Source organism: Streptomyces sp. NPDC035033 (assembly GCF_040636735.1).
In the GTDB taxonomy this organism is placed as follows: Bacteria; Actinomycetota; Actinomycetes; order Streptomycetales; family Streptomycetaceae; genus Streptomyces.
Genome location: NZ_JBEZUZ010000090.1, coordinates 12,318 through 33,797, shown reverse-complemented (window position 1 = coordinate 33,797; position 21,480 = coordinate 12,318). Strand labels below are relative to the sequence as shown.

General features: G+C 69.2%; 16 protein-coding genes. 5 read left to right on the top strand and 11 right to left on the bottom strand.

Annotated features, from left to right (window positions below):
* A partial coding sequence (locus tag AB0E83_RS28540) for an AMP-binding protein (RefSeq protein WP_362117934.1) occupies nucleotides 1–422 on the bottom strand: 422 nt, incomplete at its 3' end.
* An 807-nt stretch (nucleotides 423–1,229) separates the two neighbouring features.
* Nucleotides 1,230–3,455: an MMPL family transporter gene (locus AB0E83_RS28535; RefSeq protein ID WP_362117931.1), complete on the bottom strand. Its 2,226-nt coding sequence runs from the start codon at nucleotides 3,453–3,455 to the stop codon at nucleotides 1,230–1,232.
* A gap of 155 nt (nucleotides 3,456–3,610) precedes the next feature.
* On the opposite strand from AB0E83_RS28535, the gene AB0E83_RS28530 reads away from it, so the two are divergent.
* The gene (locus AB0E83_RS28530) at nucleotides 3,611–4,180 is read left to right on the top strand and encodes a helix-turn-helix domain-containing protein (RefSeq protein WP_362117928.1); all 570 of its coding nucleotides are present in this window, start codon (nucleotides 3,611–3,613) and stop codon (nucleotides 4,178–4,180) included.
* 102 nt (nucleotides 4,181–4,282) lie between these two features.
* Here AB0E83_RS28530 and AB0E83_RS28525 read toward each other — a convergent pair whose 3' ends face one another.
* A complete protein-coding gene (locus AB0E83_RS28525; protein WP_362117945.1) occupies nucleotides 4,283–5,209 on the bottom strand; it encodes a LysR family transcriptional regulator in 927 nt (308 codons plus the stop codon).
* A gap of 104 nt (nucleotides 5,210–5,313) precedes the next feature.
* Between AB0E83_RS28525 and AB0E83_RS28520 the strand changes: the two genes are divergently transcribed.
* Nucleotides 5,314–6,801: an aldehyde dehydrogenase family protein gene (locus AB0E83_RS28520; protein WP_362117925.1), complete on the top strand. Its 1,488-nt coding sequence runs from the start codon at nucleotides 5,314–5,316 to the stop codon at nucleotides 6,799–6,801.
* A 13-nt stretch (nucleotides 6,802–6,814) separates the two neighbouring features.
* On the opposite strand, the gene AB0E83_RS28515 is transcribed toward AB0E83_RS28520, so the two are convergent.
* Nucleotides 6,815–6,937, bottom strand: a complete 123-nt coding sequence (locus AB0E83_RS28515; RefSeq protein ID WP_362117922.1) for a hypothetical protein — start codon at nucleotides 6,935–6,937, stop codon at nucleotides 6,815–6,817.
* On the opposite strand from AB0E83_RS28515, the gene AB0E83_RS28510 reads away from it, so the two are divergent.
* On the top strand, nucleotides 6,924–8,306 hold the full coding sequence (locus AB0E83_RS28510; protein ID WP_362117919.1) for an amino acid permease: 1,383 nt from the start codon (nucleotides 6,924–6,926) through the stop codon (nucleotides 8,304–8,306). The genes AB0E83_RS28515 and AB0E83_RS28510 overlap by 14 nt on opposite strands.
* Before the next feature lie 619 nt (nucleotides 8,307–8,925).
* A complete protein-coding gene (locus AB0E83_RS28505; protein WP_362117916.1) occupies nucleotides 8,926–10,917 on the top strand; it encodes a neutral/alkaline ceramidase in 1,992 nt (663 codons plus the stop codon).
* 194 nt (nucleotides 10,918–11,111) lie between these two features.
* Here AB0E83_RS28505 and AB0E83_RS28500 read toward each other — a convergent pair whose 3' ends face one another.
* The 6 genes from AB0E83_RS28500 to AB0E83_RS28475 all read right to left on the bottom strand — a co-directional run bounded on the left by AB0E83_RS28500 (nucleotide 11,112) and on the right by AB0E83_RS28475 (nucleotide 18,670).
* Complete coding sequence (locus tag AB0E83_RS28500; RefSeq protein ID WP_362117942.1) at nucleotides 11,112–13,124, bottom strand: acetoacetate--CoA ligase; 2,013 nt, start codon at nucleotides 13,122–13,124, stop codon at nucleotides 11,112–11,114.
* Nucleotides 13,125–13,389: 265 nt separating this feature from the next.
* Nucleotides 13,390–14,364: a fumarylacetoacetate hydrolase family protein gene (locus AB0E83_RS28495; RefSeq protein ID WP_362117913.1), complete on the bottom strand. Its 975-nt coding sequence runs from the start codon at nucleotides 14,362–14,364 to the stop codon at nucleotides 13,390–13,392.
* 675 nt (nucleotides 14,365–15,039) lie between these two features.
* On the bottom strand, nucleotides 15,040–16,206 hold the full coding sequence (locus AB0E83_RS28490; RefSeq protein ID WP_362117910.1) for an alpha-hydroxy-acid oxidizing protein: 1,167 nt from the start codon (nucleotides 16,204–16,206) through the stop codon (nucleotides 15,040–15,042).
* A 55-nt stretch (nucleotides 16,207–16,261) separates the two neighbouring features.
* Nucleotides 16,262–17,026: a class II aldolase/adducin family protein gene (locus AB0E83_RS28485; RefSeq protein WP_362117939.1), complete on the bottom strand. Its 765-nt coding sequence runs from the start codon at nucleotides 17,024–17,026 to the stop codon at nucleotides 16,262–16,264.
* Between the two features lie 133 nt (nucleotides 17,027–17,159).
* Complete coding sequence (locus AB0E83_RS28480) at nucleotides 17,160–18,071, bottom strand: alpha/beta hydrolase (RefSeq protein WP_362117907.1); 912 nt, start codon at nucleotides 18,069–18,071, stop codon at nucleotides 17,160–17,162.
* Nucleotides 18,068–18,670, bottom strand: a complete 603-nt coding sequence (locus tag AB0E83_RS28475; protein WP_362117904.1) for a TetR/AcrR family transcriptional regulator — start codon at nucleotides 18,668–18,670, stop codon at nucleotides 18,068–18,070. The genes AB0E83_RS28480 and AB0E83_RS28475 overlap by 4 nt, the downstream gene beginning before the upstream one ends.
* Before the next feature lie 600 nt (nucleotides 18,671–19,270).
* On the opposite strand from AB0E83_RS28475, the gene AB0E83_RS28470 reads away from it, so the two are divergent.
* Nucleotides 19,271–20,158, top strand: a complete 888-nt coding sequence (locus tag AB0E83_RS28470) for a bile acid:sodium symporter family protein (protein ID WP_362117901.1) — start codon at nucleotides 19,271–19,273, stop codon at nucleotides 20,156–20,158.
* Nucleotides 20,159–20,658: 500 nt separating this feature from the next.
* Here AB0E83_RS28470 and AB0E83_RS28465 read toward each other — a convergent pair whose 3' ends face one another.
* Nucleotides 20,659–21,285, bottom strand: coding sequence for a TetR/AcrR family transcriptional regulator (locus AB0E83_RS28465; RefSeq protein ID WP_362117899.1), 627 nt, complete (start codon nucleotides 21,283–21,285; stop codon nucleotides 20,659–20,661).
* Between the last annotated feature and the right edge of the window lie 195 nt (nucleotides 21,286–21,480).

Genomic DNA, 21,480 nt, shown 5'->3' with positions numbered 1-21,480 from the left:
GGCTCGTGCCCGGCCAGGGCGGCGGCGAACGCCGCGGGCTCGACGGCCGTGTGCCGCACCCCCGCGGCCTCCGCACCCTGGGCTCCCTCGCCCGGTGCCTGGTGCCACTCGAAGAGCCGTACCGCGCCGGAGTCGGCGAGATGGAACTCCGTCTCGCGGGTCTTCAGGAGCGGGTTCATCGGCACGACGACCGCTCCGGCGCGGAGGATGCCGTAGTACAGGACGACGAACTCGGGGACGTTGGGCAGCATCAGGGCGACCCGGTCCCCCGGCTCGACGCCCTCGGACCGGAGCAGGGCGGCGGCACGCGCACTGTGCTCGTCCAGCTCCGCGTAGCTGATCACCCGCTCCCCCAGACGCAGCGCGGGGCGTTCGGGCTGCCGGGCAGCCGTCTCCACGAGGAACCCTGCCAGATTGGCCATGACCCGCCTCCGTTACACGGAATCACCAGATGTTTACATCGCAGACATCTTGCCGTTGTATTCGGACGCGCCCAATGGACGTGAGAACAGCGCTGCCGGTCATGGATTGCTCTTGGGAACAAAACACCCAGGGTGCGCTGTGGCTATGTACCTTTCAGGGGTGGCTGCGGCGCTGCTTGAGAAGCTCCCCGAGCCGGCCGAGAAGATGGCGCTCCGCAGGCTCTGCGTTTCGCCCGTCTGGCCTTGTCCGGGCTGGCGGGTACCGGACCGGGGGTGGTGCGGTTCGACGCCAATCCACGGGCGATGGTCGTCGCTCCGGCGCCGGCGGAGGCGGCTCAGCTGGTGAAGGTGACCCTCCGGCCGGTGCTCGACCTACCGGCGGCGGAGCGGTCTCGTCTTCTGCGGACTCTGGAGGAGTGGTTCGTCTCCGGGGCGGGTTTGCCCGGCTCGGCAATGAGGTGGCCGGCGGGGTGTTCGGAGGAGAGCGGGTTCCGCCGTGTGGAAAGGTCGCGATCCACCGCCTCTCGCGTCCGCAGCGGTGAGCCCGCGGGCGTCTGCCGGGCTCGGCCGAGTCGAGACGAAAACGCTGCGGTCCCCCTGTCCCGCGGAGGGGGCGGAAGTGTGTGACCGAGGGTGGCGGCGGTTCCCTGCCGCACCGCGAGTCGTGGTCACGTCCAGGATGGAGGAGGGCGGACCGAGCGCAAAGACACCCTGCACCTCCTTGTCCCAGGGGAGGTGCAGGGTGTGGTCCGAAGCTGTCGGCGTCCCCCACGAACGCTGGCCGCTTCGGAGTTCGGCGTGGGCTTCTCAGCCCCGGGTGGCCGCCTTCCGGTGCGGGGTCTTCTCCTCGGCCCGCAGATGCGTGGGCTGGTCCATCGGGGCCGCGGCGGGCAGGCGCGCGCCTTCGATGTCGACGTCCGGGAGCAGTCGGTCGAGCCAGCGGGGCATGCTCCACGCGCGCCGCCCGAGCAGGGCCATGGCGGCCGGCACGAGCGTCATGCGGACGACGAAGGCGTCGATGAAGACACCGAAGGCGAGTGAGAATCCGATGGCCTTGACGATCGGGTCCTCGTTGAAGATGAAGCCTCCGAAGACCGCGACCATGATCAGCGCTGCGGCCACGACGACCCTGGCGCTGCTGGAGACGCCCTGGGCGATCGCCTCGGCCGCGTCCTTGGTGTGCTCGTAGTGCTCGCGCATCCGGCTGACGAGGAAGACCTCGTAGTCCATGGCGAGCCCGAAGAGCACGCCGGTGAGCAGGATCGGCAGGAAGCTGGTGACCGGTCCGACGGCCGACACGTCGAGCAGGCCGTTCAGGTGGCCCTGCTGGAAGACCCAGACCGAGGCGCCCAGGCTTGCGCCGACCGAGAGCAGGAATCCGAGTGCCGCCTTGAGGGGCACCAGGATCGACCGGAAGGCGATGGCCAGCAGGACGAGAGCGAGAAGGACGATGACACCGATGAACAGGGGCAGGGCCTCTCCGAGCTTGTCGGCGACGTCGATCGCCATGGCCGTCTGACCGGTGACGTAGAGGGCTCCGCCCGCGTCGGTGACCTTGGGCGCCTGGTCCCGCATGCGGTGGACCAGGTCCGTGGTGGCCTCCGCGTCAGGGCTCGACTTCGGCATCACGGCCATGACCACGACGTCGCCGGAGCGGCTGGGCACGGGCGGCGAGACGGCGGCCACGTTCTTGTCGGCGACCAGTGTGCCGCGCAGCTGGGTCACGGCGTTCTGCCGCTGGTCCTGCGGGATGTGTTCGGTGTCGACGACGGTGATGAGGGTGGCGTTGAAACCGGGTCCGAAGCCCTCGCTGAGCAGGTCGTAGCTCTTGTGCTGGGTGCTGGCTTCGGGCTGGGCTGCGTAGCTGGGCAGGCCGAGGCGCAGGTCCCGGGCGGGGAGGGCGAGGAAGAGCAGGCCCAGGATTCCGGCGACCAGGACGACGGCGGGGGTGCGGGTGACACCGCGGGCCCAGGCCAGGCCCCAGGAGCCGGGGGCGCGGTTGCTGCGCTTGGCCTTCTTGGGGCGGCGCGGGCGCATCCGTTCGCCGAAGACTCCGAGGACGGCCGGCAGGAGGCTGATGGCGACCAGGACGGCGATCAGGACCGTTCCGGCGCCGGCGAGGCCCATGATGGTGAGGAACGGGATGCCGGTGATGGCCAGGGCGGCGAGCGCGATGACGACCGTTGCGCCGGCGAAGACGACGGCGCTGCCGGCTGTGGCGGTGGCGCGCGCGATCGACTCCTCCCAGTCGGTGTCGGGGTCGGCGAGCTGTTCGCGGTGCCGGGAGATGACGAACAGCGCGTAGTCGATGCCGACGGCGAGACCGATCATCAGGGCCAGGACGGTCGCGGTGCCCGTCATCTCCACGAAGCCGGAGACGAACATCGTGCCCAGCAGGCCGACAGCGACGCCGATCAGGGCGGTCAGCAGAGGCAGTCCGGCCGCGACGACGGAGCCGAGTGCGACGGCGAGGACGACGAAGGCGATGACGACACCGACGAGTTCGGCCGGCCCTCCCGCTTCGGTCTGCGGGAGCATGGCGGAGCCGCCCAGCTCGACCTGCATGCCCGCGTCGCGGAGCGGCTCGACCGTGGTGGCGAGTTCCTCCTTGGCCTCCTCCGTCACCTCAGGGGCTTCGTCCTTGAACCGGACGTCGGAGTAGGCGATGGTCCGGTCGGCCGATACCGAGCCGACCTCGGTGGGCCGGGAGACGTCGATGACGCCTTCCACGGTCGCCGCCTCGCGCAGGACGCTGTCGAGCGCCTTCTGCTGCGCCGGGTCCGTGATCGTCTTCCCCTCGGGAGCAGCGACCACGATGCGTACGACACCGCCCGCGGCAGGGGGGAACTTCTCCTTGAGGAGGTCCTGGGCCTGCTGGGCTTCGACGCCCGGGATGGTGAACTGCGTGGACGTCTTTCCGTTCAGGGTCACTCCCAGGCCGCCGACGACGGCAAGCAGGAGTATCCAGGTCGCGATCACCCAGCGGCGGCGGCGAACCATCCAGCGCGCCCAGGCGTACAGGCGTGAGGCCATCGAAGCATTCCTAACCGGTCGAGGCCCTGATCAAGGGGAAGTCAGGGGGCAGAAGCGTGGTGGAGGGACAGAGCGGTACACCTCCACCACGGATTACACAGTAACGCATTTTTGCAGTCGACTGTAGATTCGCTACCAGTGGTAAACTTGCAGGCATGACTGGTGACACCCTCAGGGAACGCAGCAAGGCGCGGCGCAGGGAAGCGATCCTCACCGCCGCTTACGAGCTGTTCGCCAAGCAGGGCTTCGACGCCACGAGCATCGCGGACATCGCCGAGGCGGCCGAGGTCTCACCGCGCACGGTGACGCTGTACTTCCCGACCAAGCTCGAGCTCGCGATGGAGCACTTCAACACGTTCGTCGAGCAGCTCGCCTCGGCCCTGCACGCCAGGCCCACGGGCCAGGGCATCCTGGACACCGTGGAACAGTGGCTGCGCGAACAGGCTGATTCCCAGGACAAGTTCGATGAGCTCTACGATCAGATGCTCCAGGCCAACCCCCAGCTCAAGGGGCTTTGCCGAGGCCGGCTGACCGATGTCGTCCAGGACGGGGCACGGCTTCTCGCCGAAGAACAGGGGTGGCGCCCCGACGACTTCGCTCCGCGCATCCTGGCGGCCACGGTGGCGAGTGTGATCAGCGAACTGAACCATCAGTCCGATCCGGGAGACCTGGAGACCGCCATGGCCTTCATCCGCGCCGCGGCCGCCACCCTGCGGCCCGGCTGATCCCGAACCCGCGGTTCTCGGCCCCTCCCCCCACCACCAGGCGCCCTGCGGAACCGGCACGGGGAAAGGGTTCACCCGGTCCTCCCCCGCCGGCGGGTACGGTCAGCCGGCTCCGGGAGCGGCCTGGATCGTATGAAGGATCCGCGTTTCGCGATCGCGGACCGTCACCGCGGCGTCCACGAACGAGGCGGCAAGCGGATTCCTCCGGCTGGAGCGAAGCGCCACGGCGACGATCGTTCCGGGGTGATCGCCGATCGTGATGAACCGGACTCCCGGGTGGGGCGAGTAGCGGCGTGCCGCCGCCGGGGTGATGCTGCAGGCCATCCCGGCGGCGACGACTTCCACTTCCTCGCTCTGGGAGTGGGTCTCCACGAGGTTCCTCGCACGTCTGCCGCCGCGGTAGCCGGCCAGAGTCCAGAAGTCGCGCCAGACGCTGTCGTCCGTGCGGCCGATGGCAAGCGGTTCATCGAGAAGCTCCGACACGCGGACGCTGTCACGACAGCTCATGGGGTGTGCCGCGCTCACCCCGACGACGCAGGGCTCGGTGAACAAAGGAGTGGCCACAAGGCCGTAGGTGGAGCTGGGAAGCCGGATGAACGCAACGTCGGTGTGCCCGCCGGCCAGGCCCGCTGAGGGGTCGTCGAAGCCGAACTCGTGGAGCTCGACCCGCACGCCGGGATGGCGTCCGGTGAATTCGGCCAGGATGTGCGTGGTCAGCTCAAGTGCGGCGCCGACGATGAAGCCCACCCGCACAGTGGCCTGCTCCCCTTGTCCGACCTTCCGCGCTTCGGCCACGCCCCGGTCGAAGCGGGCCAGCACCTCCTCGGCAGCGGCCAGGAACACCTTCCCGGCGGGGGTGAGTTCCACCCTGCGGGAGGTGCGGTGCAGCAAGGGCGTCCCGAGTTCGGCTTCCAACTGGGAGATCTGCTTGCTCAGCGACTGCTGGGCGACGAAGAGCTTCGCCGCCGCGCGGGTGAAATGTAGTTCCTCGGCCAACACGACGAAGGACCGCAGTCGACGCAGGTTCATATCCACAACCCCGGGATTGTAGATCCTGCCGAGAATAGTGTTTCACCTCACACCCAGCTCGCCGCCACCATGGGCCATCCGCGATGAGCGCCATGGGGAGAGTGATGACCTACACCACAACCGCCGGCCCTGGTGACGGCACGGGCCGCAGCCCGAAGGACACCGCGGCCATCGCCGAGCTGCACGCCGTGTTCGCCGCACAGCGGGCTGCCGTGCGACGGGGTTCCGCGCCGGAGGCCGACCAGCGGCGCCGGAGCCTGATGGCACTGGCCGATGTGATCACCGGGCACCGGCAGCAGATCCGGGAGGCTCTGTCGGCGGACTTCGCCGTGCACCCCGAGGGGTTCGCCGATCTCGTCGAAGTCCTGGGCGTGGCGGGGCGGGCCGTCTTCGCCGCCGAGCACCTTGAGGAGTGGATGGCACCGGAGCCCCGCCCCGTCGGCCCCGGGCTCCTGGGAACCGCTCAGGCCGACATGGTGTACCAGCCCAAAGGCGTCATCGGCCTGATCTCGCCCTGGAACTTCCCGTTCGATCTCTCGCTCGGCCCCCTCACCGACATGCTCGCCGCGGGAAACCGGGTGGTCATCAAGCCGTCGGAGTACACCCCCGCGTGCTCGGCCCTGCTGCGCGAGATGGTGGCCGAGGTCTTCGACCCGGAGCAGGTCGCTGTCGTCACCGGCGGCCTGGAGCTGGCCCGGGAGTTCCCGACCCTGCCCTGGGACCACCTGCTGTACACGGGAAACCCCGAGGTCGGGCGCCTGGTCGCCCGTGCGGCTGCCGAGAACCTGGTGCCGACGACCCTCGAGCTCGGCGGCAAGTGTCCCGCGATCGTGCACACGGACAGCGTCACCGCAGACACCGTCGCGCAGATCGTCGGGACGAAATTGGTCAAGAGTGGGCAGATGTGCATCACGGTGGACTACTGCCTGGTGCCCAGCAGGGACATGGCCCGGTTCGTCGAGCTGGTGAAGGCGCACATGCGGGAGCGGGTGCCGGGGTTCGCCTCCTCGCCGGACTGTACGGGCATCATCACCGAACGCCACCTGAAGCGGCTCATCGGTCTGGTCGAGGAGGCGAAGGCGCGGGGCGTGGAGGTGGTGCAGGTCGACGGTTCCGGTCCTGACATGGCCACCCGCCGGATGCCGCTGACGCTGGTGGTCGACCCGCCCGCCGATCTGGCTCTGATGCGCGAGGAGATCTTCGGCCCGATCCTGCCGATCAAGTCCTACGACGGGATCGAGGACGCCGTCTCCTACGTCAACCACGGTGAGCGGCCCCTAGGGCTGTACGTCTTCGCGCAGAACGGTGACGTTGCGGAACGGATCCTGGCCACGACCGTCTCCGGAGGGGCGTGCGTCAACACCTGCGCGGTGCAGGGGGCCGTGCCGGCCCTCGGGTTCGGCGGGATCGGGCACAGCGGGCACGGCCGCCACCACGGTGTGGACGGGTTCCGGGAGTTCTCGAACCCGCGGGGCGTCGTCAGGCGTGGCCGGGACGACCTGATCGAGGTGATGTTCCCGCCCTACGGGGCCGCGCTCGACGGGGTCGTCTCCTCCGCGCTCGGTGCCGCAGAGGCGGAGGGCGCCCGATGAGCGGGTCCGGGCCTCAGGAGCTGCCCACGGAAGACGAGCGGACGGTCAGCGAGTTCGGGTACCGGCAGGAACTGCACCGCTCACTGAGCTGGTTCTCGTTGTTCTCCGTCTCCTTCTCCATCATGTCGATCGCCACCGGCGTCTTCCTCAACTTCACCTTCGGGATCACCCACCTGGGTCCTGTCAGCATCTGGATCTGGCCGGCGGTGGGTGCCGGGCAGCTGCTGGTCGCCCTGGTGATCTCCGAACTGGGCACGCGGATTCCGCTGGCAGGCGCCGGCTACCAGTGGGGCGCACGGCTTGTCGGGCCGGGCTACGGCTGGTTCATCGGCGCCCTGGGCATCCTGTACGCCGCCGTGGGCGTGCCCGGCATCGTCTATCTCGCGGTCGCACCGCTCACCGAGTACGTCCTGGGGATCGACGGCGCCTCGCCGCGCCTGACGCTCTTCATCGCGCTGCTGGTGCTCACGGCGGCGTACCTCGTCAACGTCATCAGCGTGCAGCTGGCCGCCCGGATCAACAACATCGCCGTGCTGGCGGAGATCATCGGCACGGTCGTGCTCGCTCTGCTGCTGTTCTTCCTCTGGGTCGCGGGAACCAAGGACTCGGACCACGGCATCGGCTACCTCACCGAGCATCATCACCTGCCCGACCACTCGTACGGGTACGCGATCGCGCTGGCGTCGCTCGTGGGTGTCTACACTCTGGCGGGGTTCGAGGCGGCCGCCGATGTCGCCGAGGAGGCCGTCGACGCCAAGCGCTCCTTGCCCCGCGCGATCCTCGGCAGTGTCGTGGTCTCGGTGGTCCTGGGCATGCTGGTGCTGATCGGTTTCACCGTCGCCATCCCCAGCGACGAGGTGCTCGCCGCGGGAGGTCTGCCCGCTGTGTTCCAGTACTGGCTCGGTGAGGGCTTCGCGCGGGCGTTCGTCGGTGTGGTCGTGTTCGCGATGTTCGCGTTGATGGTGGTCTCCGCCGCGGTCGTCGCACGCCTGCTTTTCGCGATGGCCCGCGACAACATGCTGCCTGGCTCGGCGCTGCTGAGGCGGGTCAATCCCACGACGAAGACCCCGGTCCCCGCGCTCCTTGTGGCGTACGCGCTCAACGTCGCTGTCGTGGTCTTCGGCTACAACAGCTCGAACGCCTTCGGCACGCTCGTCGGCGCCACGGCGGTGTTGCCGTATCTCGTCTACCTGCTGGTCGTACTCGCCTACGGCTACAAGCGGCGGCGGCTGGAAACCGTCGAGGGGGCTTTCGACCTGGGCCGCTTCGCCGGTGTGGTGTTCGCCGCCGCCCTCGTCTATCTCGTCGCCGTGGTCCTGACGCTGACGCTGCCGGACGAGTTCCGCAGAGCGAACTACTACGTGCTCGGTGGGCTGGCGCTCGCCGCGGTGTGGTGGCTCGCCGGACTGCGGCCACGGTTCGCCAGAGGCGAGGCCGGAGCGCCGACCCTGGAGCAGCGGCAGCCGAACCCCAAGGACCTCTCGGCCCGGGCAGGGGAAGGGTGAGCCGGAACATGAGCCGCAGCGGTACTCGGACCAACGGGGCCGGCGACGAGACCTCCAGGCCCGGCCCTGCGGCCGCGGCCGGCCGACGAACTCGCCGATGCCACGAGCAGTGCGGCCGCGGCGGTCCGGTCGCGGCTCGCCCCGCAGGGAATCTTCACCACCGCTCGCCTGCGCCGAGTCCTCGGACCTGACGTCACGGCAGACACGTGCACGAGCCTTGCGCGGCTCCAGTACGCCATCGGGCACCGAGGCTTCCCGTGCACGACGATCCGCGAGGCGGAGACCATGGCGGCCTCGGCGAGGACCTCCTGCCGGCCGGCGAGGTGCTCGACACCCACCGGCCGTCGACGACCTCGTCCGGGTGCGCCCCGCCCGTGTCGATACAGCCGTGGCGCTCCACGACACCCTCCATCCGGTCGACGGCATGCGGGGCTGGTGACGATCGCGGAGCGGGGCCCGTCACATGTGTCCCGTTCCGCGAGGAGAGCGGCGCCTTCTGAAAGTCACGCTTCATCGATCGTGAACCTGCGGTCGTCCAAGTCATGTCCCGAGCCCCATCGACGCGAAGGCAGGAAACGTGGAAACGCCAGCGTTCACACGCAGACAAGGACTTCAGCTGATGGCCGCGGTCGCCGGCGGCCTCGCGCTCGGCACCGGCCAGGCTGCTGCTGACAAACCCGCCCCGTACCTGGTCGGCCGCGGGATCTCCGACATCACCGGGGCCGCGGCCGAGAGCGGCATGATGGGCTACTCCGCGATCGGTCAGCAGACCAGCGGCATCCACCAGCGGCTGCGGGCACGGGCGTTCGTCATCGTCGACCCCGCAAGCGGCAACCGCATCGCCTGGTGCAACACCGACCAAGGCCTTCTGCCGTTCGCCGTCTTCCATGAAGTACTGGCCCGCCTGGCCGCCACGCACGACACCACCTACACCGAGCAGAACGTCTCCCTCAGCGCCACCCACACCCACTCGGGGCCGGGCGGGTGTGCCCACGACCTCGCCTACAACCTGTCGATCGGCGGCTTCCAGCAGCAGAACTTCGACGCCGTGGTCTCCGGCATCGTCGAGGCGATCAGCGCTGCCCACGACGATCTCAAACCCGGCACCATCACCCTCGGCCGCGGTGAGCTCACCGATGCGAGCGTCAATCGCTCCCGTCCCGCCTTCGAGCTCAACCCCCAGGCGGACAAGGACGTCTATCCTCTCGGGATCGACCCCGCGATGACCGTGCTGCGCTTCCGCCAGGGCCACACCGACGTCGGCGCGATCAGCTGGTTCTCCACCCACGGCACCTCCATGACCAACACCAACACGCTGATCAGCGGCGACAACAAGGGCTACGCCTCCTATACGTGGGAGCACGGCACAGCCGGGGTGCGCTACCTCGACGACACGCCCGGCTTCGTGGCCGCCTTTCCGCAGACCAACGCCGGCGACATGTCGCCCAACCTCAATCTCAGGCCCGGGTCCGGCCCCACCGAGGACGAGTTCGAGAACACCCGGATCATCGGTCTGCGCCAGTGCGTCACCGCGCAGCAGATCCACGCCCATGCCGCCACCCCGATCAGCGGCGGCATCGATTCCCGGCTCCGCTACGTCGACATGTCCCAGATCCAGGTCGACGGCCGCTATACCCCCGACGGCCAGACCCATCACACCAGTTCGGGCGTCATCGGTCTGTCCACTCTGGCCGGCAGTATCGAGGACGGGCCGGGCATCCCCGGACTGTTCGAAGGCACACCGTCTCCGCTCGCGCCGCTGATCGAGCAGATCGACTCCGCGGTCCCGCAGTGGCTCGCCGACGAGCAGGCCCCCAAGACCTCGGTCGTCCCCAGCGGACTGCTCCAGGCGACACCCGACGTCCTGCCCCTGCAGCTGCTCAAGATCGGCCAGCTCTACCTGATCGGCGGCCCCGCCGAGTACACCATCGTCGCCGGACTCCGCATCCGCCGGACCGTGGCCGAGGAACTCGGTGTTCCCCTGGAGAACGTACTGATGCAGGGCTACACCAATGGCTACAGCCAGTACGTCACCACACCCGAGGAGTACGAGGGCCAGCATTACGAGGGCGCCTCCACACTGTTCGGCAAGTACACCACGCCCGCCTATCAGCAGGAGTTCGCCAAGCTGGCTTCCGCGCTGCGCAACGGCGTCACCCTCCCGCTCGGCGAGCTGCCGCCCGACCCCGCCATCGGCACGCTGAACATCCAGCCCGGCGTCATCATGGACAGCCCCGGCCTGCTGCGGTCCTACGGCCAGGTGCTCACCGACGCGGCGGCCGGCTACCGGGCGGGCCAGGCGGTGACCGTGGTCTTCGTCACCGGACACCCCAAGAACAATCTGCGCCGGCGCGGCACGTTCCTGGAGGTCCAGCGGCTCAAGGACGGTGTCTGGACGCGGCACCTCGACGACAGCGACTGGCAGACGAAGTACCGCTGGCAGCGCACCAACGCCCTGACCGGAGAGTCCACCGCGACCATCACCTGGGACATCCCGCCCGGCACCCCGCCGGGCACGTACCGGATCGACCACCACGGCGACGCGAAGGACGGCGTCACGGGAGTGATCACCCCGTTCACCGGTGTCTCACGTCCTTTCACCGTCTCCTGACGGTCACCCGTTCCACCGCCCGGACGCGGCAGGCCCACCGCGGATCGCGGTGGGCCGTCGCGGGCACGGGGCGGGGCCGCGGTCGCCGGGACGGCACACGCGGAGCGAAGAAGTCCCGGCCACTGTCGCGGAGAGCACGGAGATCACGTCGAAGGAGGCGGGCCTTCCGCAGTCCCCGCGACGCCCTGCCGTCCTTATGCGGTTGCCGCCCGAATGGCACGCTGCCGCTGACGGTCGGCGCCCAACCCGGCGTAGAACGCGATGAGTTCAGGGTTGTCGACGGCTCCGGGGTTGATGACCTGTGCGGCCGGGTCTCCTTGGAGCAGTCGCTTGACGGGGACTTCGAGCTTCTTGCCGGTGCGGGTGTGCGGGATGCCGGGCACCTGGTGGATCTCGTCGGGGATGTGGCGGGGTGAGGCCCCGGTGCGTATGGCCTGGCGGATCGTCTCGCGCAGGGTGTCGTCCAGGGTGGCCCCCTCGGCAAGGACGACGAACAGGGGCATCCAGTATCCGCCTTCGGGTTCCTCGGCGCCGATGACCAGCGCTTCGGTGACCTGCGGGAGACGCTCGACGACGTCGTGGATGTCGGCGCTGCCCAGGCGTACGCCGTTGCGGTTGAGGGTGGAGTCGGAGCGGCCGTGCACGATCACCGAGCCGTGGGAGGTGATCGTGATCCAGTCGCCGTGGCGCCAGACGTCGGGGTAGGTGGTGAAGTAGGCGTCGCGGTAGCGGGCGCCGTCCGGGTCGTTCCAGAAGCGCAGCGGCATGGACGGCATGGGGCGGGTGACGACCAGCTCGCCGACCTCGTCGACGACCGGATTGCCCTCCGGGTCGTACGCGGCGAGCGCCACGCCCAGGTTCGGCACGGACAGCTCGCCTGCCCATACCGGAGTGGACGGCGCGCTGCCCGCGAAGCCGGACACGACATCCGTACCTCCGCTGGAGGACGCCAACTGCACTTGATCACCCACGTGTTCACGCACCCATGGGTACGCGGACGCGGGCAGCGCGGAGCCGGTGCAGCCGATGGCACGGATCGACGAGAGGTCGTGCACGGAGGGCGTGATGCCGAACTTGGCCATGCCGAGCAGGTATTGGGGGCTGGTGCCGAAGACCGTGACGCGGTGGCGGGCCGCCAGCTCCCACAGCACGTCGGGGCGGGCGTGCGGGGCGGGACTGCCGTCGTACGTGCAGGTGGTGGCACCGGTCAGGAGGGCGGAGACGACCAGGTTCCACATCATCCAGTGGGTGGTGGTGTACCACAGCAGGCGGTCGCCGAGGCCTAGGTCGGAGTGCAGACCGAGGGTCTTGAGGTGCTCGAGCAGGACGCCGCCGTGGCCGTGGACGATGCCCTTGGGCAGTCCGGTGGTACCGGAGGAGAAGACGACCCACAAGGGGTGGTCGAACGGTACGGCGGCGCAGTGCAGTTGCTCGGTGCGCGCGGTCGCCTCCTGCCAGGTGACGGTGGCCGCCGGGAACGCGGACGCGGTCCAGGACAGGCCCATGCGGTCCACCAGGAGGGTGGCTTTGAGAGTGGGAAGGGCGTGGGCCAGTTCGTGGGTGGCCTCGCGGCGGTCGTACGTGGCGCCGTTGAAGAGGTAGCCGTCGGCAGCGATCAGGACGGTGGGTTCGAGCTGGGCGAAGCGGTCGGCGGCGGCCTGGGGAGCGTAGTCCTGGCCACAGACGGACCAGATGGCGCCCAGACTCGCGGTGGCCAGGAAGGCGACGACGGCGTGCGGGGTATTGGGGAGATAGCCGACGACACGGTCACCCTGACGCACACCGAGGTCGCGCAGCGTGCCGGCGACCGAGGCGACCTGGGCGCGCAGCTCGTCGCCCGTCACCTCGTAGCTCGCGCCCTTCTCGTCGAGAGCGACGATCGCCGCCGCGTCGGGACGCAGCCGGCGCAGCGCGTGGTGGGTGTAGTTGAGAGTGGCGCCGGTGAACCAGCGGGCGCCTGGCATCCGCTCCTCCCCGAGCACCTTCTCGTACGGGGTGTCCGCCTCGATGCCGAAGTAGTCCCAGACAGCCGCCCAGAATCCTTCGAGGTCGGTGACGGACCAGGTGTGCAGGGCCGCGTAGTCGAGCGGGTCGTGGCCGTGGTGGCGGGCGAAGTGGGCGATGCGGCTGTCGGCCGCCGAGGCCGGGTCGGGTGTCCAGAACGGGGTGGAGGCTGCGGGGTGCGGCGTGCCGTGCGGGGTGGTCATCAGGTGGTGCTCCTTGGCGGGGAGTGGGGGCTGGATCGGAATCGGGGACGGCTGTATCGGATGGTGTGTGGTGCACGACAGGTGAGCCCGGGCGAGGGTGTCCTTGAGGAGGCCGTCGCCGGCCACGGCGCGCGGCAGCGGGTGCACGTTTTGGTGGCGTTCCAGGACGACGCCGCGCACGCCGCGCCGGGCGAGCGGTAGAGCGGCCGTGCTCCCCACCGGGTCCGGGCCGATGATCACGGCGGGGGCGGGGCGTCGGGGTTCATCACGCCTGCGCTTGCGCGTACGCGACCGGAGTGCGCTGCTCGCCGAGGTCGATCCGCCCGTCGGGGGTGGCGATGGTTGCCGTGATGACGTCGCCCTCCCTCAAGTAATGCGGGTTCCTGGCCTGGCGGTTGAAGAACGACTTCCATTTGACCGCGGGCGGCAGCAGCGCCCCGATCTTCTCAACCGCCTTGGGCGGGGCCTTCAGCGCGGTACCTCCGGGCGTGCCGGTGAGGAGCAGGTCGCCCGGGGCGAGGGCCTGGAAGCGGGCGAGCAGGGTGAGCGCCCTTGCCGGACGGACGATCATGTCGGAGAGGGTGTGGTCCTGACGCAGCTCGCCGTTGACCGACAGCCTCAGGCGCAGGTCGAGGAGGTGGGCGAAGTCCTCGGGGTCGAGCAGGGTCAGGTACGGGCCTGCCGGCGTGAACGTGGGGTAGGACTTGCTCTCGTAGAACTGCCCCTTGGTGAGCTGCACGTCGCGGGCGCTGACGTCGTTGGTGACGATGAGTCCGGCGACGTAGGAGGGCAGGTCCTGCTCGGTGACCGTGGTGCCCACGGGCAGGGGAGCGCCCATGACCAGGCCGAGTTCCACCTCGTAGTCGAGGAACTTCACGTGTGCGGGCCGGACGACGGTGTCGTACGGGCCGCTGACCGAGCCGGACGCCTTGCGGAAGAACGTGGGCGGGATGTCGCCGGTGAAGCCCGACTCACGGGCGTGGCTGGAGTAGTTGACCATCTGGGCGACCACTCGGCAGGGCGTCGTGACCGGGGGGAGGACCGTCAGCTCGGCGACCGGGGTTCCGGGCTCGGTGGACGTGGCGGCATCGTTCACGGCGGCGCGGTCGGCCAGGAGTTCGGCGGTGGTGACGGCCTTGGTGTCGATGTGGACGGCACGATGGGCCGGTGTCTTCCCCGGGGGAGTCCGGGAAGGGACCGCCCACCAGCCGTCGGCGGTGCGCAGGACGTTTACGCTCATGGGTTCGTCGCTTTCATCAGGCCCAGCAGGCGGGCGCGGGCGGGTTCGGTGCCACCGCGCGGGGTCGCGAGGACCTCGTGCGACTTGACGGGAGGTGCCCGGTACCTGCGCCGGTCGGCACATCGGTGGAGGGGTTCGGCGTGCTCACCGATTCGGTCGTCGCACGGTGACCTTTCCGGAGTCTCCGGCCTGGAGGAAGCGGCCGGAGAAGGCGCCGGCGCCGCGTGGGGCGTCTGTACAGGTAAGGTCACCAGCCCGGAGCGTGCGGTCCGGGGAGAGGTGGCGATCGGATCGCCGCTCGGTGGATGAGGGTGCCGGTCCGGTCGCCCTGACGGGGTTCACCGTTGGCCCTTGTCCGTACCCGCAGGTCGAGGGGGCGGGTGAACTCGTCAGCGGTGGGCCTGTGGATCCAGGTCTACGGTTCGACCCCTTGCCGGCATGTGCGGCGCGGCGTCGGCGGTCCTGATTCTCCTCTTCCCGCTTGTCGCGGTGCCCGTGCTGGGGTGACCCTGGTAAGCATCGGCATCTTCGCAGGTCACAGGCTTACGTGGTGGTTTCGGTTCGCTGTGTGGCGGAGGCTGTTCGGCATGGGCGCAGCGGATCTCCCCCATGTCGGCAGGCGAGAGTGCGGTGCTATGCGCTATACGGCACACCACACCGCCGCCTCGTCTCACATCACCGTCGTCGCCGCAGGGCCGCAGGGCCGAGGTCGGCGATCCTCGGGTAGCCGTCGACCGCCATGAGGAGGTCGGCCTCGGCGAGGAGGGCGCGCAGCACGTGGACGATTCCGTCCACGCCGCCCAGCGCCAGCCCGTAGACGTACGGGCGTCCCACGGCCACCGCTCGCGCGCCCAGCGCCAATGCTTTGACGATGTGATCGCCGGAGCGAACGCCGGAATCGAAGATCACCGGAGTCTCGTCGGCGGCCTCGACGACCTCCGCCAGCATGTCGAGTGCGGCCAGGCCGCCGTTGGCCTGTCGCCCGCCGTGGTTCGAGCAGTAGACGGCATCGACTCCGCCGTCGATCGCCCGCCTGGCGTCCTCGGGATGCATGATCCCCTTGAGTATCAGCGGCAGGTCGGTGAGGGAGCGGAACCAGGCGAGGTCGTCCCATGTGAGCCGGGGGTTGCCGAAGGTCATGGCCCAGGCGCTCGCCGCGGCCTGGAGGTCCTCGGCCGGCGGCTTGGCCAACCGGGACCTGAAGACCGGGTCGCTGAAGTAGTTCTCCAGGCACAGCCCGCGCAGCATGGGAAGGTTCGAGCGGCCCAGGTCACGCGGCCGCCAGCCGGGGACCCAGGTGTCCAGGGTCACGACGATCCCCTGGAAACCCGCTTGCTCGGCCCGGGTCACCAGACTCTCGGCGAGTTCCCGGTCGTTCGGGGTGTAGAGCTGGAAGAAGCCGGGCGTGTCGCCGAACTCGGCAGCGACCTGCTCCATCGGGTCGGCGGTGAGCGTGGAGGCGATCATCGGTACGCCCGTTCGCGCCGCGGCCCGGGCCACGGCGAGGTCGCCGTGGCCGTCCTGTGCGCACAGGCCGATCACTCCCACGGGTGCCATCAGCAGCGGGGACGGCAGGGACAGTCCGCACAGCTCGATGGAGAGGTCGCGCCGGTCACCGTCGACGAGCATCCTCGGGATCAGGCCCCAGTCGTCGAACACCGAGACGTTGAGGTCCTGCGTACGCTCGTTGCCCGCACCGCCCGCGACGTAGGACAGGAGCCAGGAGTCCAGCGCCCGGGAGCCTCGCTCCTCCAACTCTGCGTAGGTCATCGGCATCTTCGGCATGGTGCCGGAGAGTCCGTCGAGGTAGATCTCGAACTGGTAGTCGCCGAAGTTCGGCATGTGTGTTCCTGTCTCGTGTTGTCGGTTCCGGGTGATCGCCTCGCAAGCGCACGCCTCAGTCGAAGAGGTCCGGTGACGACGCGACGATCTGGTCCCACAGGGGTCGGAACTGGAACCAGCCGGCGAGCGGGGAGCCGATCTGGGAACGGACCAGCTCCGCGGTCTCCCGGTCGATCTCGTCCGGGGTGCCGGCGGCCATGGCGAGCAGCTGTGCCTGGCAGGAGCGCTCCATCGTGATGAACCACCACGCGGCGGCGGCCACCGAGTGACCGACCGTCAGCAGGCCGTGGTTCTTCAGGATCACGGCCTTCGCCGCACCGAGCGCTTCGCCGATCCGGCGGCCCTCCTCGTTGTCGCTGACGACACCGCGGTAGTCCGCGTACAGGCCCTGGTCCTCGAAGAAGACGCAGGCGTCCTGGGTGAGCGGGGCCAGCGGTATGCCGAGCGTCGAGAACGCCTTGCCGTGGAGAGAGTGCGCGTGCGCGGCGGCGACGGCGTCGGGGCGGGCCTCGTGGACCTGGGCGTGGATGCAGAAGGCGGCCCGGTTCACAGGTCGCTTGCCGTGCAGGAGGTTGCCTTCGTGGTCTACGCGGATGAGGTCGGAGACCTTGATCTGGTTGAAGCTCATCCCGAACGGGTTGACCCAGAAGGTGTCGGGGAACTCGGGGTCGCGGGCGGTGATGTGTCCGGCGACGCCTTCGGAGAAGCCCAGCTTTCCGAAGACCCGGAAGGCGGCGGCGAGTTCCCGCTTGCGTATCTCGCGCTCCTCTTCGACCGAGAGGTCCATCGGCGGGAGCGGCAGGTCGAAGTCGTCGGGGATCGGGCCGATGTTCGTCCGGATCAGGTCGAGGATCTCGGGGGCGTAACGCGGGCGGGTGGTCGTCACGAGGGTCGTTCCTCTCGGTGTACGGGTGTATCGATGTGTCGGTGTACGGGGTGGGCGTACCGTGAACTCAGTGCCTGTGGGGTCGGTTTCGGCGGACCTCGAGCCCGGCTGCCGCGGCGAGGATGAGGGCAGCGACGCGTCGCGGCGCTTCCAGCAGGGGCCAGTGCCCGACGTCTTCAAGCGCGTCGAGTGTCGCGTCCGGCATGCGCTCGGCGATCCGCTCGGCCATGTGGGCGCCTGAAATCGGGTCGAGCAGACCCCAGATGAACGTCTTGGGCGGGTCGCTCTCCTCCATGGCGTCCACCCACCGGTCGCGATGGGCGGTCCGGTCGGTGATGTAGCGGACCAGACGGTGAGCATGCAGATGGCCGTCCTCGCGGCTCAGGCCCTGCCACATCCGCGCTACGTCGGTGCCCGGATCGTAGCCCTCGGCGAAGGTCGGCGCGAGGGCGACGGCCAGGAGTTCGGCATGGAGTGACGCGCTGAGCCGAGGTCCGGTCTCCGGGTCGAGCAGTGCTGTCTGACCCTGCTCCGGGCGGTGGAGTTCCGGGTAGATGCCGCCGTTCAGCAGCGTCAGACTCGTGATTTCCGTCGTCAGCGACGCGTCTGCGCGCCGTGCGAGCAGTTCCTGCGCCACGGTCGTGCCGTAGTCGTGGGCCACGAGATGCGTCGAGTGCACTCCCTCGTGCTGCCACAACGCGACCACCAGGTCGGCCTGTTCGTGGATCGAGTAGTCGTGACCGACCGGCTTCTCGCTCGCGCCGAAGCCGAGGAAGTCCGGCATCAGGAGGGTGTGATGAGCGGCGAGAGCCGGCGCCACCTTGGCCCAGTCGTGCGACGAACCGGGGAATCCGTGCAACAGCGTCATCGCCGGGCCACTGCCGGCCCGGAACACGAATACCTCACGGCGTACCCCGGCGACGACGAGTGGGACCGACACGCCCTCGGACCACCACCGCTCGATGCCGGTCGCCGTCATAGCGCCCTCAACAGTGCGGGCAGGAAGCGGCGTTCCAGCTCACCGTGTGGCAGGACGACCGGCTCCACCAGGCTCTGCGCCAGCCCGCCTTCCCTGACGGCTACGACGAAGCGCAGCAGCATGTCGAGATCCGTCGCGGCCGCCCCGCTCGGCGAAGCGGTCGCGAGGAGCGGGGTGACCAGCTCCGCGATGGCCGACCGGATCGCCGCATCGTGGCGAGCGAGCACCTCGGCCACCTCGGGGTTGCGGATGGCGTAGAGCGTGAACTCGGTGGAGATGAGAAACCAGGTTTGCGTCTCCTCGTCCACGACGCTCGCCAGCTCGATGAACGTGGCGAGCGGGTCCTCGGAAGCGAGGGCCTGGTCCGCCGCCTCCTTGAGCTGTTTGAGGACAGCCTCGGAGTGACGGGTGAACAAGGCGAGGAAGAGCTCGTCCTTGGAGGCGTAGTTCGAGTAGAACGCGCCGGTGGTGTAGCCGGCCCGGGAGCACAACTCCCCGATGGAGACCCCGTGGAACCCGTGCTGGGCAAACGCCTTCTCGGCTGCGTCGAGCAGGCGTTCGTTCGTCTCAAGTCGCCTCTTGGTCACGCGTTTTGCCATGGGTCTTGCCTGCTCTCGTCTGCTCTCGCCATGAGGGTCGATGCCGGTGGATAGCTTCACCTATCCGATAGGGATCCCTATCGGGGAGGTGAAGCTATCGGACGCCGGAGATGCGCCACAAGGGTTACGACGGACGCGTCTGTGCGTGAAGCTCGTATGCGGCTGCCCATGGACAGTCGGCCCCGGCGGGGAAGGATCGGGCTCTCGGCGGCCGGCCGACCCGCGGCGGCCGGCATGCCGGACTTGCCGACGGGCAGGTCGCCGAGATCATCCCGAAGGCCCATGGGATCCCTCTCCTCCCCAGCGCCTGCGGCAGGGGGTGAAGCGGGCTGCTCGGCCACGGTGCGCCGGGGCGTTCCACGGGCGCGGCACATCGGCCGGAGGGAGGAACCCGGCCTCGGAAGCGGTGGGGCCATCGGCGGCATCACGCCGCCGGAGCAGCACCCCGATCGATGTTGACAGTGCTTACCCCTGCACCTACTGTGCGCCGTGCGGTTGGCACCCGAACGCGCCGGACACATGGCTGTCCCACGGGTGTCACACAGCCTTCACTCCGGACTTCCCTTCGCGCCACCCTCGCCCTTGGAGACGAAGCAGCGCATGGACACTCCTCTCGCCACCGTATTCCTCCCGCTCGCCCTCGCCATCATCATGTTCGGGCTGGGGCTTTCCCTGACCGTCGACGACTTCCGCCGAGTGCGACGCCATCCCCGGGCCGTCGTCGTGGCGATGTTCTGCCAGCTCCTGCTGTTGCCCACCCTGTGCCTGGGCCTGGTCATCGCCTTCGGGCTCTCCCCCGTGCTCGCCGTCGGCATGCTGCTGCTGGCCGCCTCTCCCGGCGGAACGACGGCGAACCTCTTCAGTCATCTCTTCGGCGGCGACGTGGCGCTGAACGTCACCCTCACGGCGGTGAACGCGGTGCTGGCCATCGTGACGCTGCCGATCATCACCAACCTCGCCCTGTGGCACTTCGAGCCGGACATCGGCCAAGACGGCATGGGACTGCAGTTCGGCAAAGTACTGCAGGTCTTCGCCCTGGTGCTCGTCCCCGTGACGATCGGTCTCGCCGTGCGCCGTCGTTCAGAGGCGTTCGCGCGCCGCATGGACAGGCCGGTGCGACAGTTGTCGGTCGTCGTCCTCGTCGCCGTGATCATCGGCGCTCTGGTGGCCGAGCGGGACAACATCGTCGGCTATCTCTTGGACGTCGGGCCGGCGGTACTGGTCTTCTGCGTGTCGAGCCTTACGATCGGCTACTTCGTGCCGCGCCTGCTCCGGCTCGACCGGCGCCAGTCGATCGCCTGCTCGATGGAGATCGGTGTCCACAACAGTGCCGTCTCCATGACCCTGGCGATCAGCGTGCTCGGCAGCGTCGGCCTGGCGGTGCCCGCCGCCGTCTACGGGGTGCTCATGTACCCCGTCGCGGCGCTCGCGGGAGTGCTGATGACCCGAGGGTCCCGGACCGCCGAGGAAGCCGCGCCGGTGGTCTGACCGGACAGCCTCCCGTCGGAGCGCTCCGCGGGGAAGGCGGCGACCGGTCGTCTCCCCTGCGGGTCGTTCCACCGAGCGTGGCCCGTCGGCGCAACAGGATGTCGCGTGACAGGCCGAGCGTCGCAGGACAGGCCCTCAGTCGTGCGTTCGCCTCGTCACACCAGGAGGGTCTCCCCCGCCTTCAGCCCGGTGGCCATGATGCGGTTGGACCACGCCGTGGTGGTGATCTCGGGCAGGCCCGCCGTCTCGACCGGCCCTGCCTTCTTGGGGACCGCGAGGAGTCGTCCGGCGGGGACGGCGACCTTCCGCGCAACCGTCCTCGGTCAGCAGGGACCGGATCCCGTCGCCCGCCCACCCGCCGGCCCACGCCCCCAGGTGCGGCAGGGCTTGGTTCAAGACCTCCGAACCGCGCGCCTCCGCAAACGATCGACCAGGCGGCACACCACGAGATCAGCCGCAGACCCGTCCCTTTTTCGCTCCGACAGGTGGAGCGGGCCGCGTCAGGGCTGCGATTCGATCCGTACGCCCACCGTCATGCGTGTCATGTCGCAGTACCGCTGCGCCAGTTGCCGGGGGGAATGTTCACCCTTGGCGCTGTACCACTGGGAGACGCCCGTGCACATGGTCACGATGGCCCTGCTGACATCGCGCGGGTACGGGGTGGTGAAGACCTTCTGGGCGACACCGTCCTCGAGCACCTGGTCCATCAGCCGCTGCTGGCGGTCACGGGCGCCGATGTAGGTGGTGCGTGCCTCGCCGGTGAGGCTGCGGATCTCGCTGTAGGCGATGAACGCGAGGTCCCTGCGGTGCGCGTGGAACAGTACGAGGCATTCCACCAGCAGGTCCAGCCGTTGCCGAAGGTCGTCGCCGGCTTCCTCGAGCGCTGCGGTGCTGCGGTCCCACAGGTCCTCCATGGCGTGGGAGACGATCGCGACGAGCAGGGCCTGCTTCGACGGGTAGTGGTAGTAGAGCCCCGGCACCGAGAGTTCCGCTCGTGCGGCCACTTCTCGGATCGACGTGCCGTGGTAGCCGTGTTCCACGAAGCAGGCCAGTGCGGTCTCGAGGATCGGCGGCAGAGGGCTGCTCTCGTACGACCTCCAGTCCGCTTCGGCTTGTGTCTTCGCCACAGTGCTCCTCGCCACAGTGCTCCTCTCCCCCGGATCTTCGCCGTGTCGGCCCAGTATGCAGCGTCGGCACGGGCCGTCCTGCGGCAGAGCTCTTGACATGCCCTTGGCGCCACCCCTTCACTTTACCGAGCGATCGCTCGGTAGCCGAGCGACCGCTCGGTATCCATACGTCCGGGGTCTCCGCGGACGGGAAGG

What these genes read in the sequence shown, in the direction of transcription:
- AB0E83_RS28530 (WP_362117928.1), top strand. Translation starts at nt 3,611, where the DNA reads ATGACTGGTGACACCCTCAGGGAACGCAGCAAGGCGCGGCGCAGGGAA.
- AB0E83_RS28480 (WP_362117907.1), bottom strand. Translation starts at nt 18,071, where the DNA reads ATGACGGCGACCGGCATCGAGCGGTGGTGGTCCGAGGGCGTGTCGGTC.
- AB0E83_RS28490 (WP_362117910.1), bottom strand. Translation starts at nt 16,206, where the DNA reads ATGCCGAACTTCGGCGACTACCAGTTCGAGATCTACCTCGACGGACTC.
- AB0E83_RS28525 (WP_362117945.1), bottom strand. Translation starts at nt 5,209, where the DNA reads ATGAACCTGCGTCGACTGCGGTCCTTCGTCGTGTTGGCCGAGGAACTA.
- AB0E83_RS28520 (WP_362117925.1), top strand. Translation starts at nt 5,314, where the DNA reads ATGACCTACACCACAACCGCCGGCCCTGGTGACGGCACGGGCCGCAGC.
- AB0E83_RS28495 (WP_362117913.1), bottom strand. Translation starts at nt 14,364, where the DNA reads ATGAGCGTAAACGTCCTGCGCACCGCCGACGGCTGGTGGGCGGTCCCT.
- AB0E83_RS28510 (WP_362117919.1), top strand. Translation starts at nt 6,924, where the DNA reads ATGTCGATCGCCACCGGCGTCTTCCTCAACTTCACCTTCGGGATCACC.
- AB0E83_RS28475 (WP_362117904.1), bottom strand. Translation starts at nt 18,670, where the DNA reads ATGGCAAAACGCGTGACCAAGAGGCGACTTGAGACGAACGAACGCCTG.
- AB0E83_RS28535 (WP_362117931.1), bottom strand. Translation starts at nt 3,455, where the DNA reads ATGGCCTCACGCCTGTACGCCTGGGCGCGCTGGATGGTTCGCCGCCGC.
- AB0E83_RS28500 (WP_362117942.1), bottom strand. Translation starts at nt 13,124, where the DNA reads ATGACCACCCCGCACGGCACGCCGCACCCCGCAGCCTCCACCCCGTTC.
- AB0E83_RS28470 (WP_362117901.1), top strand. Translation starts at nt 19,271, where the DNA reads ATGGACACTCCTCTCGCCACCGTATTCCTCCCGCTCGCCCTCGCCATC.
- AB0E83_RS28505 (WP_362117916.1), top strand. Translation starts at nt 8,926, where the DNA reads ATGGCCGCGGTCGCCGGCGGCCTCGCGCTCGGCACCGGCCAGGCTGCT.